The organism is Paraburkholderia sp. RL17-381-BIF-C, assembly GCF_046026435.1.
Classification (GTDB): domain Bacteria; phylum Pseudomonadota; class Gammaproteobacteria; order Burkholderiales; family Burkholderiaceae; genus Paraburkholderia.
In genome coordinates, this window is the sequence record NZ_JARESX010000029.1 from 38,350 (window position 1) to 51,542 (window position 13,193).

The window sequence follows — 13,193 nt, forward strand, 5'->3', positions numbered from 1 at the left end:
CCGTAACAGATCGATACGACTCTCGCAGTTTGCGCATGGATTGCGGCTGAACTCGCGTGTTAATGTCGGCTCAAACGATTGCACTATTTTTAAGGCAGGGCTCCATATGAAAAAATTGTTCTTGATTCCGTTGTTTGCCGCGCTGTTCTCATTTGCCAGCGCCGGCGTCTCGGCACAAACCGTCGACTCCAATTCCCCCGACGGCATGATCAAAACGGTCACCCAGCAGGTGATCGATGCAGTGCGTGCCGACAAGTCGATCCAGCAAGGTGACATCTCGCACATCACCGCGCTGGTCAACGAAAAGATCCTGCCGTACACGGATTTCCGCCGCACCACGCAGCTGGCCATGGGCCGCAACTGGCGCACCGCATCGCCGGAGCAGCAAAACGCAGTGGTCGAGCAGTTCAAGATGCTGCTGATCCGTACATACTCAGGCGCGCTGGCCCAAGTGCGCGATCAGCAGATCCAGTACAAGCCGTTCCGCATGAACCCGGACGACACCGACACGGTGGTGCGCTCGGTCGTGATGAACAACGGCTCGCCGATCGAACTCGACTACCGTCTGTACAAGACGCCACAAGGCTGGCGCGTGTATGACATCAACGTGCTCGGCGCATGGCTGATCCAGGCGTATCAGCAGCAGTTCAACGAGCAGATTCAGCAGAAGGGCGTTGACGGGCTGATCCAGTTCCTCACGCAGCGCAACCAGCAACTCGCCGCGGGCAAGCAGTCGTGAGCGAAGTGCTGAGCCCCGTCGCCAACCGCTTCGAGAGCGGCGCGACGCTGACCCACGCGAGCGCGAACGCCGCGCTCGCGGCGGGTTTGCAACGTATCGCGGCGGGCGCGAACGGCGTGGACTGCGCACCGCTCGCGCAATTCGATTCGTCCGCGCTGGCCGTCCTCCTCGCGTGGCAGCGTGCCGCCCAGGCGCGCGGCGGCGCGTTCGAGATCGTCAATCTGCCGGCTGGTCTCGCCAGCCTCGCGCAAGCCTACGGCGTCGATACTCTCTTATCGGCGCGACATTGACGCTCTGAGCGCGTCACTTCCAAACCTCCCGCCTGAGATAGGGCCACCGATTTTTGCCCTATAATCAAACGTTTTTTGGGGCTCATAACCGGCCCCAATTCCGTTTCTTCCAGCATTTGTGCGCCCCCTCCGGGCTCCTTTAGGCGCCGCGACGCACGCGGCCCACAGTCAATGTCAGCCATAGAAATTCGTAACGTCAAGAAGCGCTACAAGGACTTGCAGGCGCTCAAGGGCGTCAGCCTCACAGTTGAAGAAGGCGAGTTCTTCGGGCTGCTCGGTCCGAACGGCGCGGGCAAGACAACGCTCATCAGCATCCTCGCCGGGCTCGCGCGCGCCGATGAAGGCAGCATTGCCGTGCGTGGCCACGACGTGGTCAGCGATTTCCGCGCTGCGCGCCGCGCACTCGGCGTGGTGCCGCAGGAGCTCGTGTTCGATCCGTTCTTCACGGTGCGCGAAACCTTGCGCATCCAGTCCGGCTACTACGGTCTGCGCAACAACGACGCGTGGATCGACGAGATCATGGCCAATCTCGACCTCACCGACAAAGCCGACGCCAACATGCGCGCACTGTCGGGCGGTATGAAGCGCCGCGTGCTGGTCGCGCAGGCGCTCGTGCACCGGCCGCCGGTGATCGTGCTCGACGAGCCGACCGCGGGCGTCGACGTCGAATTGCGGCAAACGCTGTGGAAATTCATTTCGCGCCTGAACCGCGAAGGCCACACTATCGTGCTGACCACGCACTATCTGGAAGAAGCCGAATCGCTGTGCGACCGCATCGCCATGCTGCGTCGCGGCGAGGTCGTGGCGCTCGAGCGCACCAGCACGCTGCTGCAACGTTTTGCCGGTATGCAACTATTCCTGCGGTTCGCGCAAGGCGTATTGCCGGCCGATCTGCGTCCGCTCGAAGTGGAGAGCGGCACGGGCAACGGCAACGGCCGCCAGCATCTGCTGCGTCTTGCAAGCTACGACGACGTCGAAAAAATTCTCGCGCAGTGCCGCACGGCGGGCTGCACATTCGAAGAAATCGAGGTCCGCAAAGCCGACCTCGAAGATGTGTTCGTTCAGGTAATGAACGGTCCGGAAGTGATCGAGGGGCTTGCATGAGCGGTTTCCGTACGCTGTTTTACAAAGAGCTCCTGCGGTTCTGGAAGGTGGCGTTCCAGACGGTGCTGGCGCCGGTCATTACCGCGCTGCTCTATCTGACGATTTTCGGCCACGCCTTACGCGGTCACGTGCAGGTCTATCCGGGCGTCGAATACACGAGTTTCCTGATTCCGGGTCTCGTGATGATGAGCGTGCTGCAGAATGCATTCGCCAATAGCTCGTCCTCGCTGATCCAGTCGAAGATCACCGGCAACCTGGTGTTCGTGTTGCTGCCGCCTCTGTCGCACTACGAGATGTTCGGCGCCTATGTGCTCGCGGCCGTGGTGCGCGGTCTCGCCGTGGGTTTCGGCGTGTTCATCGTGACGATCTGGTTCGTGCCCGTCAGCTTCACCGCGCCGCTATTCATCATTCTGTTTGCCATTTTCGGCGCGGCGATTCTCGGCACGCTGGGTTTGATCGCGGGTATCTGGGCCGACAAATTCGACCAGCTCGCCGCGTTTCAAAACTTTCTGATCATGCCGCTCACGTTCCTCTCGGGCGTGTTCTACTCCACTCACACGCTGCCACCGGTGTGGCGTGAAGTGTCGCGGCTCAATCCCTTTTTCTACATGATCGACGGCTTTCGCTACGGGTTCTTCGGGATGTCGGATATCAATCCGCTCGTGAGCCTCGCGATCGTCGCCGGTTTCTTTGTGGTGCTGGCCGTGGTGGCGATGCGCATGCTCGCTTCCGGCTACAAACTGCGCCACTGATCAGGAGCTTCTCTCATGTTGCCGACTCCCGAACAGGTCAAGCAATACATCGCGGCTGGGCTCGCCTGCCAGCATCTCGAAGTCGAAGGCGACGGCCAGCATTTCTTTGCGACCATCGTTTCGCCGAGCTTCGAAGGCAAGCGTCTGATTCAACGCCATCAACTCGTGTACGCGGCGCTCGGCGACCGCATGCGCGAAGAAATCCACGCGCTCAGCATGAAGACGCTGACGCCCGCCGAATGGCAGAACGCGTAATCTGGAAATTTAGTGCGAATTACTCAAGAAGGGCGCGACGCCGGTAGCGGCGCGCCGAACACAGTCAAAGCAGCCCCGGCCGAAGTCCGGGTCAATCAGGAACTGACAGGCATGGATAAACTCGTCATTGAAGGTGGCTACCCGCTGTCGGGTGAAGTCGTCGTCTCGGGTGCGAAGAATGCGGCGTTGCCGATTCTGTGCGCGGGTCTGCTGAGCGCGGAACCGGTGCATCTGGAGAACGTGCCCGACCTGCAGGACGTGCGCACGATGCTCAAGCTGCTCGGCCAGATGGGCGTGCAGATCGAGAGCGGCGAAGGCCGCGTGTCGCTGAACGCGTCGAAGGTGGATAACCTCGTCGCGCCGTATGAGATGGTGAAGACCATGCGCGCGTCGATCCTCGTGCTCGGCCCGCTGGTCGCGCGCTTTGGTCACGCGCGCGTTTCGCTGCCGGGCGGCTGCGCAATCGGCGCGCGTCCGGTGGATCAGCACATCAAGGGCCTGCAGGCCATGGGTGCCGAGATCACGATCGAGCACGGCTTTATCGAAGCCCGCGCGAAGCGTCTGAAGGGCACGCGCATCGTCACCGACATGATTACCGTGACGGGCACCGAAAATCTGCTGATGGCAGCCGTGTTGGCTGAAGGCGAAACCGTCATCGAGAACGCGGCGCGTGAGCCGGAAGTCGGCGACCTCGCGCATCTGCTGGTCGCGATGGGCGCAAAGATCGAAGGCATCGGCACCGATCGCCTCGTGATTCAGGGCGTCGACAAGCTGCATGGCGCGAAGCACACGGTGATTCCCGATCGTATCGAAGCCGGCACGTTCCTGTGCGCGGTGGCGGCAGCCGGTGGCGACGTCACGCTGCGTAAAGTGCGTCCGCTGATTCTCGAAGCGGTGACCGAAAAGCTGCGCGAAGCCGGCGTCACGGTCGAGGAAGGCGATGACTGGATGCGCGTGCGCATGGACAAGCGTCCCAACGCGGTTACGTTCCGCACCTCCGAATACCCGGCGTTCCCGACCGACATGCAGGCGCAGTTCATGGCGCTGAATACGATCGCGAACGGCACCTCGCAAGTCGTCGAGACGATCTTCGAGAATCGCTTCATGCACGTGCAGGAATTGAACCGGCTCGGCGCGAACATCACGATCGACGGCAACACCGCGCTCGTGAGCGGCGTCGAGCAGCTCTCCGGCGCGAAGGTCATGGCGACCGATCTGCGCGCGTCCGCGAGTCTCGTGATCGCCGCCTTGCGTGCCGACGGTGAAACGCTGATCGACCGGATCTATCACCTCGACCGCGGTTACGACCGGATGGAAACCAAGCTCACCGCTATCGGCGCGAAGGTGCGCCGTATCTCGGGGAGCCAGGCATGAGCGCGATGCCGCAAACTTCGTCGTCGCCGGCGGTGAGCGCGCCGCTCACGCTAGCGTTGTCGAAAGGGCGTATCTTCGAGGAGACGTTGCCGCTGCTCGCCGCAGCCGGCATCGAAGTGGCCGAAGATCCGGAAACCTCGCGCAAGCTGATCCTGCCGACCACGGACGCCAATGTGCGCGTGATCATCGTGCGCGCCACCGACGTGCCGACCTATGTCGAATACGGCGCGGCCGACTTCGGCGTGGCGGGCAAAGACGTGCTGCTCGAACATGGCGGCAGCGGCCTGTATCAGCCGGTCGACCTGGATATCGCGCGCTGCCGCATGTCGGTCGCGGTCGCGGCCGGTTTCGATTATGCGAACGCGGTGCGCCAGGGCGCGCGCTTGCGCGTGGCGACCAAGTACGTTGAAACCGCGCGCGAGCATTTCGCCGCCAAGGGCGTGCACGTCGATCTGATCAAGCTGTATGGCTCGATGGAACTGGCGCCGCTGGTCGGCCTGGCCGACGCGATCGTCGACCTGGTGAGCTCGGGCAACACCTTGCGCGCCAACAATCTTGTCGAGGTGGAGGAGATCATGCAGATTTCGTCGCGCCTCGTTGTGAACCAGGCGGCGCTCAAGCTCAAGCGCGCCGCGTTGCGGCCGATCCTCGACGCGTTCGAACGCGCGTCGAAAGCCGGCTCGACGACGGCCTGATACTGATCGTGTTGGTGTGACCACGTTCTAGAGCGCGCCTTACCGAAACGGATACCCGTATGTCTATCAAGATTCGCAAACTCGATTCCACTGCTCCCGACTTCCAGAAGTCGCTGCACGCGGTGCTCGCGTTCGAGGCGAGCGAAGACGAAGCAATCGAGCGCTCGGTCGCGCAGATTCTGAACGACGTGAAGGCGCGCGGCGACGCCGCGGTGCTCGAATACACGAGCCGCTTCGACCGTGTCGAAGCCAGGAGCGTGAGCGCGCTCGAACTGCCGATGGCGGAGCTGGAAGCGGCGCTGGAAGGTCTGGAGCCCAAGCGCCGCGCGGCGCTCGAAGCGGCGGCGGCGCGGGTGCGCGGCTATCACGAGAAGCAGAAGATCGAATGCGGCAGCCATAGCTGGCAATACACGGAAGCCGACGGCACCGTGCTCGGCCAGAAGGTCACGCCGCTCGATCGCGCGGGCATCTACGTGCCGGGCGGCAAGGCGGCGTATCCGTCGTCGGTGCTGATGAACGCGATTCCGGCGCGGGTGGCCGGCGTGCGCGAAATCGTCATGGTCGTGCCGACGCCGGACGGCGTGAAGAATCCGCTGGTGCTCGCTGCCGCGCTGCTGGGCGGCGTGGATCGCGTGTTCACGATCGGTGGTGCGCAGGCGGTCGGCGCGCTCGCGTACGGTACGGAAACGGTGCCCGCGGTCGACAAGATCTGCGGTCCCGGCAACGCTTATGTCGCGTCGGCCAAGCGCCGGGTATTCGGCACAGTCGGTATCGACATGATCGCCGGGCCGTCGGAAATCCTCGTGTTGTGCGACGGCACCACCGACCCGCGCTGGGTGGCGATGGACCTGTTCTCGCAGGCCGAGCACGACGAACTCGCGCAGTCCATCCTGCTGTGCCCGGACGACGCGTTTATCGGCCGCGTGAAAGACGCGATCGACGAACTTCTGCCCACCATGCCGCGCCGCGACGTGATCCAGGCATCGCTGGAAGGCCGCGGCGCGCTGATCAAGGTGCGCGACATGGAGCAAGCCTGCGCGATCGCCAACGACATCGCGCCGGAACACCTCGAAATTTCCGCGCTGGAGCCGCAGCAGTGGGGCCAACTGATCCGCCATGCCGGCGCGATCTTCCTCGGCCGCTACACCAGCGAAAGCCTCGGCGACTACTGCGCGGGGCCCAATCACGTTTTGCCTACGTCTCGTACCGCACGGTTCTCGTCTCCTTTGGGCGTCTATGATTTCTTCAAGCGTTCGAGCGTGATCGAGGTCAGCGCGGAAGGCGCGCAGACGCTCGGCGAGATCGCCGCCGAACTCGCTTACGGCGAAGGCCTGCAGGCGCATGCCCGCAGCGCCGAATACCGGATGCGGCAAAACGGCTGAGGGCGTCGAATCCGGCGTTCGAACCGCGGGCATCGAGCCGATGCCCGCGAACGCCAGCGACGGATTGCGCGCGGTTCCACGTTCAATAACGACAACAGAGACCAACCTGGGGCGGCCAGCATGCCGCCGACGCCGGGCCGGCGTTTCCTCGCGGCCCGCTCCACCGACCTATGACGACACCTCAAGACATCATCCGCCGCGACGTGCTCGCGATGACGAGCTATCCGGTTCCGGACGCGACGGGCTATATCAAGCTCGACGCGATGGAAAACCCGTTCCCGCTGCCGCCGGTGCTGGCCGCGCATCTGGGCGAGCATCTGGCCGGGGTCGCGCTGAACCGCTATCCGGCGCCGCGTCCGGATGCGCTGATCGAGAAGATCAAGCGTGTGATGAAAGTGCCCGCCGGCTGCGACGTGCTGCTCGGCAACGGCTCGGACGAAATCATCAGCATGGTGTCGGTCGCGTGCGCGCAGCCGGGCGCCAAGGTGCTCGCGCCGGTGCCGGGCTTCGTGATGTATCAGATGTCGGCGAAACTGGCGAATCTCGAGTTCGTCGGTGTGCCGCTGAAGGCGGATTTCACGCTCGACACCGAAGCGATGCTGGCCGCGATCGCCGAGCACCAGCCGGCGATCGTTTATCTCGCGTATCCGAACAACCCGACCGGCACGTTGTTCGACGACGCCGACATGGAGCGCATCATCGCCGCGGCCAATAAGAGCCTCGTGGTGATCGACGAGGCCTACCAGCCGTTCGCGCAGCAAAGCTGGCTGCCGCGCGCCGACGCGTTCGACAACGTCGTGGTTATGCGCACGGTGTCCAAGCTCGGTCTGGCCGGCATCCGTCTCGGGTATCTGGTCGGCAAGCCGGCCTGGCTGACCGAATTCGACAAAGTGCGGCCTCCGTACAACACCAACGTGCTCACGCAAGCCGCCGCCGATTTCTTGCTCGATCACATCGACGTGCTCGATTCGCAAGCCGCGCAATTGCGTGACGAACGGACGAAACTCGCGCACGCGGTGGCCGAGTTGCCGGGCGCCGAAGTGTTCCCGAGCGCCGGCAACTTCCTGCTGGTGCGCGTGCCGGATGCGTCAGTCCTGTTCGAAACGCTACTGGCGGCGCGGGTTTTGATCAAAAACGTGAGTAAAATGCATCCATTGCTGGCCAATTGCGTGCGTTTGACCGTCGGTTCGCCGGAAGAAAACGCGCAGTTGCTCGCCGGACTGAAGCTCGTATTGCATTGAAAGCGTGCCGAATGGCCGCGCAAACGCTTGTCCCGATTGCGGAAAGCACGCGCGGCCCGACGTTTTCCCATCCCACCTACCTATCGCTTTCTAGCTAGATTCGAGGAATTACCATGCGCCTTGCGGAAGTCGTTCGCAACACCAGCGAAACGCAGATCCGTGTGAAGATCAATCTGGACGGCACCGGTCAGCAGAAGCTGGCCACCGGTGTGCCGTTTCTGGACCACATGCTCGACCAGATCGCGCGGCATGGATTGTTCGACCTCGAGATCGAAGCGCATGGCGATTTGCATATCGACGACCATCACACGGTCGAAGACACCGGCATCACGCTCGGCCAGGCCGTTGCGAAAGCGATCGGCGACAAGAAGGGCATCCGCCGTTACGGCCATTCTTACGTGCCGCTCGACGAAGCGCTGTCGCGTGTCGTGATCGACTTTTCCGGCCGTCCGGGGCTCGAATTCCATGTGCCGTTCACGCGCGCGCGTATCGGAACGTTCGACGTCGATCTATCCATCGAATTTTTCCGCGGCTTCGTGAATCACGCCGGCGTGACGCTGCATATCGACAACCTGCGCGGCCTGAACGCTCATCACCAGATGGAAACGGTGTTCAAGGCGTTCGGGCGTGCGTTGCGGATGGCTACCGAACTGGACGAACGCGCGGCGGGGCAGATTCCGTCGACCAAGGGCAGCCTTTAAGCGCTCATTAGCTGGCTCATTTACCTGGACCGGGAGCGGCGCCGATTGCGCTCGCGCCCGGTGTGCGATGGACATTCTGAAGTCGTTTATTTCGCTGCTGGCGCTGATCAACCCGGTCGGCGCCATTCCGTTTTTCATGAGCCTCACGGCGCATCAGAGCGACGCCGAGCGGCGCAGGACCATCCGGATCGCGGCGATTTCGGTGTTCTGCGTGATTGCGGTGACCACGCTGCTCGGGCAGCAGATCATCAGCTTCTTCGGCATTTCGGTCGGCTCGCTCGAAGTGGGCGGCGGGATCATCATGCTGCTGATGGCGATCAACATGCTGAACGCGCAGATCGGCAACAGCCGTTCCACGCCGGAAGAGCGCCACGAAGCTGAGCAGAAGGACAACATCGCGGTCGTGCCGCTGGCGATTCCGCTGTTGACCGGTCCGGGCGCGATCAGCACCACGATCATTTATGCGGCCGGTTCGGCGCACTGGTACGACCGCATCAGCCTCGTCGCGATCGGCGCGGTGTTGGCGGCGATCTGTTTTTTTTCGCTGCGCCTCGCCGAACCGATTGCCCGCTGGGTCGGTCGCACGGGTATCAACATCGGTACGCGGCTCATGGGTTTGATGTTATCGGCGCTGGCGGTGGAATTCATCGTCGATGGATTGAAGGCATTGCTGCCTAACTTGAAATGAAAACTTCGATAGCGATTGTGGATTACGGAATGGGCAACCTGCGTTCGGTTGCCCAGGCGCTGCGCAAAGCCGCGCCGGAAGCGGATGTGGCGATTGTCGACCGGCCGGAAGCGATTCGTGCCGCCGACCGCGTGGTGCTGCCAGGCCAGGGGGCGATGCCCGACTGCATGCGCAGTCTCGGCGACTCCGGCCTGCAGGACGCGGTGATCGAAGCGTCGCGCAGCAAGCCGCTAATGGGCGTGTGCATCGGCGAGCAGATGCTGTTCGACTGGAGCGCGGAGGGCGACACGCCCGGCCTCGGCCTGCTGCCCGGCAAGGTGCTGCGCTTTGACCTGGAAGGCCAACTGCAGGACGACGGCTCGCGCTTCAAGGTCCCGCAAATGGGCTGGAACCGCGTGCGTCAGACGCAGCCGCATCCGCTGTGGGACGGTGTCGCCGACAACGCGTTTTTCTACTTCGTGCACAGCTACTACGTGGTGCCGGACAATGCCGTCCATACCGCGGGCGAAACGGTCTACGGCGTGCCCTTTACCTCGGCGGTGGCGCGGGATAACATCTTCGCAACCCAATTCCACCCGGAAAAGAGCGCCGAAGCGGGGCTGCGCGTGTATCGCAACTTCGTGCACTGGAACCCGTGAGCGCCTTTCTTCATCCCGTTGCCGTGCGTCGCTCCGCCACAAGCGGAACGGGCGCCGCGCGCCACAATTGCGACACCACGATTTCGCTTGTCCACGACGCCACGCAAGGGCGTCGAAAGAGTTGTACTAAACTAGCGAAACGGCGTCCCGGCGGGCTGGACCTTCAGCCGCTCGCGCCGACCCTCAACCCATTCCCAGACAACACCCGATTGCTATGCTGCTGATTCCCGCCATCGACCTGAAAGATGGTCAGTGTGTACGCCTCAAACAGGGCGATATGGACCAGGCGACGATATTTTCCGAGGAACCGGCGGCGATGGCCCGACATTGGGTCGATCGCGGTGCCCGGCGTCTGCACCTCGTCGACCTGAATGGCGCGTTCGCCGGCAAGCCGAAGAACGAAGACGCGATTCGCGCGATCATCGAAGAGGTGGGCGGAGAGATTCCCGTTCAGCTGGGCGGCGGCATTCGCGACCTGAATACGATCGAGCGCTATCTGGACGACGGTTTGTCGTACGTGATCATCGGCACGGCGGCGGTGAAGAATCCTGGCTTTCTGCAGGACGCCTGCACGGCGTTCGGCGGCCATATCATCGTCGGGCTGGATGCGAAAGACGGCAAGGTCGCAACCGACGGCTGGAGCAAGCTGACCGGTCACGAAGTCGCCGATCTTGCGCGCAAGTTCGAGGACTACGGCTGCGAGTCGATCATCTACACCGACATCGGCCGTGACGGCATGCTGCAGGGCATCAACATCGAAGCAACGGTGCGTCTCGCGCGCGCGGTGAAGATTCCGGTGATCGCGAGCGGCGGTTTGTCGAACCTCGCGGACATCGAATCGCTGTGCGAAGTCGAAGACGAAGGCATCGAAGGCGTGATCTGCGGCCGGGCCATCTACTCGGGCGATCTCGACTTCGCGGCGGCGCAAACCCTCGCGGACCGGCTGCGCGAATCGGACGACGCTTAAGGCGGGGAGGCGGGGCCGGCAGGCTCGCCGCTCGCGCCTCGTGCGTTCGTCCGCTCGGCATCGCGGTGAGCAAATCACCGGCGTCCGAGCAGCGCGGCCTGACACCGGCATACCGTCTCGAGCCGGTTGCGTGGAACTCACCGGCGGCGTGGCTCGCCGCGCCGGCACTGTGCCGCTCGTCCAGGCGAGCGGCCTCATCAGCGGTATTGGCAGAATTGCAAGATCATGGCTCTAGCTAAACGCATCATCCCCTGTCTCGACGTCACGGCTGGCCGCGTGGTCAAGGGCGTCAACTTCGTCGAACTGCGCGACGCGGGCGACCCCGTCGAAATCGCCCGCCGTTACGACGATCAGGGCGCGGACGAACTCACCTTCCTCGACATCACCGCGACCTCGGATCAGCGCGATCTGATCCTGCCGATCATCGAAGCGGTCGCCTCGCAAGTGTTCATTCCGCTGACGGTCGGCGGCGGCGTGCGCGCCGTCGAAGACGTACGGCGCCTGCTGAACGCGGGCGCGGACAAGATCAGCATGAATTCGTCGGCGGTGGCGAATCCGCAGCTCGTGAAAGACGCAACGGACAAATACGGTTCGCAATGCATCGTCGTCGCGATCGACGCCAAGCGCGTCTCCGTGCAAGGCGAAACGCCGCGCTGGGAAGTCTTCACACATGGCGGGCGCAAGGCAACCGGTCTGGATGCGGTCGAATGGGCGCGCAAGATGGCCGAACTCGGCGCTGGCGAAATCCTGCTGACCAGCATGGATCGCGACGGCACCAAGAGCGGCTTCGACCTCGCGCTCACGCGCGCGGTGTCCGACGCGGTGCCGATCCCGGTGATCGCCTCGGGCGGCGTGGGCAATCTGCAGCATCTGGCCGACGGTATCAAGGAGGGCCACGCGGACGCGGTACTCGCCGCGAGCATTTTCCACTACGGCGAACACACCGTGGGCGAGGCCAAGCGCTTCATGGCCGATCAAGGCATTTCGGTGAGGTTGTGACGTGGTGAATCCCTCGGCAATCAATTGGCTCGACAAGGTCAGGTGGGACGCGAACGGCCTCGTGCCCGTGATCGCGCAGGAAGCGTCGACAAACGACGTGCTGATGTTCGCGTGGATGAACCGCGAAGCGTTGGCGAAAACCGTCGAAACGGGCCGTGCGGTGTATTTCTCGCGATCGCGTCAGCGGCTGTGGTTCAAGGGCGAAGAGTCCGGCCACGTGCAGCATGTGCTTGAACTGCGGCTCGATTGCGACGAAGACGTCGTGCTGCTGAAAGTGGAGCAGGTGTCGGGCATTGCCTGCCACACCGGCCGCCACTCGTGCTTTTTCCAGAAATTCGAAGGCTCGGTGGAGGATGGCGACTGGGTCGCCGTCGATCCGGTGCTGAAAGACCCCGAACACATCTACAAATGACGCAATCCACGCAAACCACGTCGGCTAACCCCGCTTCCACGACCGACACGCTGCTGCGCCTCGCGGCGATCATCGACAGCCGCAAAGGCGGCGATCCGGACGTCTCGTACGTGTCGCGCCTGTTCCACAAGGGCGACGACGCGGTGCTGAAGAAGATCGGCGAAGAAGCCACGGAAGTCGTGCTGGCCGCCAAAGATGCGCGCCACGGCGGCGCGCCGAAGGCGCTGGTGGGCGAAGTCGCGGACCTGTGGTTTCACTGTCTCGTGATGCTGTCGCACTTCGATCTGAGCCCGGCGGACGTGCTCGCCGAACTCGAGCGCCGTGAAGGCATGTCGGGCATCGAGGAAAAGGCGCTGCGCAAGAGCCGCGACCGCGAGCAGAACGGCGACTGAGCGGCGGCGATCCGCCGCCGTCTTGAAGTGGCGAGCATCGGCGCCCATATTGCACTGAACACATCTGACGCGCATCCTCGGGAGGACGCAAGCATGGAACAGTCGCACGAAAGCTATCCGCCGCCGGCTTACCGCAATGCCCTCGAACCGGAACGCGAGCGCAGCCTGCGCACGCTCACCCACGTGCTGTATGCGCTGTACGCGGTCCACTGGCTGACAGGCGGCCTGACGATCCTGATCGCGATCATCATCAACTACGTGAAACGGCCCGACGTGGTGGGCACGCCCTACGAAGCCCATTTCGAATGGCAGATCCGCTCTTTCTGGATGGCGCTGCTGGGTTATGCGATTGGCGGCGTGCTGCTGTTTGTCGTGATCGGCATTCCGGTACTGTGGGCCGTGAGCATCTGGATGTTGTACCGTATTATCAAAGGCTGGCTGTATCTGTACGATAACAAGCCGCTCGCGAATCCGCGTGGCTGGTTCTGAGTTTCGTCCGACTGTTGCCGGGCCTGACATGAACTGCGCCGCGCACGCTTCGCGCTCCAGCCATACTGCGTCAGG

17 protein-coding genes are annotated in these 13,193 nt (G+C 63.1%); all 17 read left to right on the forward strand.

Going from position 1 to position 13,193, the window contains the following annotated elements; all coding sequences use genetic code 11:
- Positions 1 to 106: 106 nt before the first annotated feature.
- Entirely contained in the window at positions 107 to 739 is a 633-nt protein-coding gene (locus tag P0D70_RS19065) for an MlaC/ttg2D family ABC transporter substrate-binding protein (protein WP_408185650.1), read from the forward strand.
- A complete protein-coding gene (locus tag P0D70_RS19070; RefSeq protein ID WP_408185651.1) occupies positions 736 to 1,029 on the forward strand; it encodes an STAS domain-containing protein in 294 nt (97 codons plus the stop codon). The genes P0D70_RS19065 and P0D70_RS19070 overlap by 4 nt, the downstream gene beginning before the upstream one ends.
- 171 nt (positions 1,030 to 1,200) lie before the next feature.
- The gene (locus tag P0D70_RS19075) at positions 1,201 to 2,133 is read left to right on the forward strand and encodes an ABC transporter ATP-binding protein (RefSeq protein ID WP_091798486.1); all 933 of its coding nucleotides are present in this window, start codon (positions 1,201 to 1,203) and stop codon (positions 2,131 to 2,133) included.
- A complete protein-coding gene (locus P0D70_RS19080) occupies positions 2,130 to 2,885 on the forward strand; it encodes an ABC transporter permease (RefSeq protein ID WP_091798489.1) in 756 nt (251 codons plus the stop codon). The genes P0D70_RS19075 and P0D70_RS19080 overlap by 4 nt, the downstream gene beginning before the upstream one ends.
- A 15-nt stretch (positions 2,886 to 2,900) precedes the next feature.
- Positions 2,901 to 3,140, forward strand: a complete 240-nt coding sequence (locus P0D70_RS19085) for a BolA family protein (protein ID WP_006052280.1) — start codon at positions 2,901 to 2,903, stop codon at positions 3,138 to 3,140.
- A gap of 111 nt (positions 3,141 to 3,251) precedes the next feature.
- Positions 3,252 to 4,514, forward strand: a complete 1,263-nt coding sequence (murA, locus tag P0D70_RS19090) for a UDP-N-acetylglucosamine 1-carboxyvinyltransferase (RefSeq protein ID WP_408185652.1) — start codon at positions 3,252 to 3,254, stop codon at positions 4,512 to 4,514.
- A complete protein-coding gene (hisG, locus tag P0D70_RS19095) occupies positions 4,511 to 5,209 on the forward strand; it encodes an ATP phosphoribosyltransferase (RefSeq protein ID WP_091798495.1) in 699 nt (232 codons plus the stop codon). The genes murA and hisG overlap by 4 nt, the downstream gene beginning before the upstream one ends.
- Positions 5,210 to 5,268: 59 nt before the next feature.
- The gene (gene hisD, locus P0D70_RS19100; RefSeq protein ID WP_091798498.1) at positions 5,269 to 6,591 is read left to right on the forward strand and encodes a histidinol dehydrogenase; all 1,323 of its coding nucleotides are present in this window, start codon (positions 5,269 to 5,271) and stop codon (positions 6,589 to 6,591) included.
- A gap of 170 nt (positions 6,592 to 6,761) precedes the next feature.
- Entirely contained in the window at positions 6,762 to 7,832 is a 1,071-nt protein-coding gene (gene hisC / locus P0D70_RS19105) for a histidinol-phosphate transaminase (protein ID WP_408185653.1), read from the forward strand.
- Between the two features lie 113 nt (positions 7,833 to 7,945).
- Positions 7,946 to 8,533, forward strand: a complete 588-nt coding sequence (hisB, locus tag P0D70_RS19110; protein WP_007180208.1) for an imidazoleglycerol-phosphate dehydratase HisB — start codon at positions 7,946 to 7,948, stop codon at positions 8,531 to 8,533.
- Between the two features lie 67 nt (positions 8,534 to 8,600).
- Positions 8,601 to 9,221 (forward strand): YchE family NAAT transporter, encoded by a 621-nt coding sequence (locus P0D70_RS19115; protein WP_007180209.1) that lies wholly within the window; start codon positions 8,601 to 8,603, stop codon positions 9,219 to 9,221.
- Positions 9,218 to 9,859 carry an imidazole glycerol phosphate synthase subunit HisH gene (hisH, locus tag P0D70_RS19120; protein ID WP_408185654.1) on the forward strand — a complete coding sequence of 214 codons (642 nt, stop codon included), beginning with the start codon at positions 9,218 to 9,220 and terminating at the stop codon, positions 9,857 to 9,859. Before P0D70_RS19115 ends, hisH begins: the two co-directional genes overlap by 4 nt.
- A gap of 214 nt (positions 9,860 to 10,073) precedes the next feature.
- On the forward strand, positions 10,074 to 10,826 hold the full coding sequence (gene hisA / locus P0D70_RS19125; RefSeq protein ID WP_042329166.1) for a 1-(5-phosphoribosyl)-5-[(5-phosphoribosylamino)methylideneamino]imidazole-4-carboxamide isomerase: 753 nt from the start codon (positions 10,074 to 10,076) through the stop codon (positions 10,824 to 10,826).
- A 225-nt stretch (positions 10,827 to 11,051) separates the two neighbouring features.
- Complete coding sequence (gene hisF / locus P0D70_RS19130; RefSeq protein WP_408185655.1) at positions 11,052 to 11,825, forward strand: imidazole glycerol phosphate synthase subunit HisF; 774 nt, start codon at positions 11,052 to 11,054, stop codon at positions 11,823 to 11,825.
- A gap of 1 nt (position 11,826) precedes the next feature.
- Positions 11,827 to 12,237 (forward strand): phosphoribosyl-AMP cyclohydrolase, encoded by a 411-nt coding sequence (hisI, locus tag P0D70_RS19135; protein ID WP_408185656.1) that lies wholly within the window; start codon positions 11,827 to 11,829, stop codon positions 12,235 to 12,237.
- A complete protein-coding gene (locus P0D70_RS19140; RefSeq protein ID WP_091798513.1) occupies positions 12,234 to 12,629 on the forward strand; it encodes a phosphoribosyl-ATP diphosphatase in 396 nt (131 codons plus the stop codon). The genes hisI and P0D70_RS19140 overlap by 4 nt, the downstream gene beginning before the upstream one ends.
- A gap of 93 nt (positions 12,630 to 12,722) precedes the next feature.
- Positions 12,723 to 13,118: a DUF4870 family protein gene (locus tag P0D70_RS19145; protein ID WP_091798516.1), complete on the forward strand. Its 396-nt coding sequence runs from the start codon at positions 12,723 to 12,725 to the stop codon at positions 13,116 to 13,118.
- Positions 13,119 to 13,193: the final 75 nt, after the last annotated feature.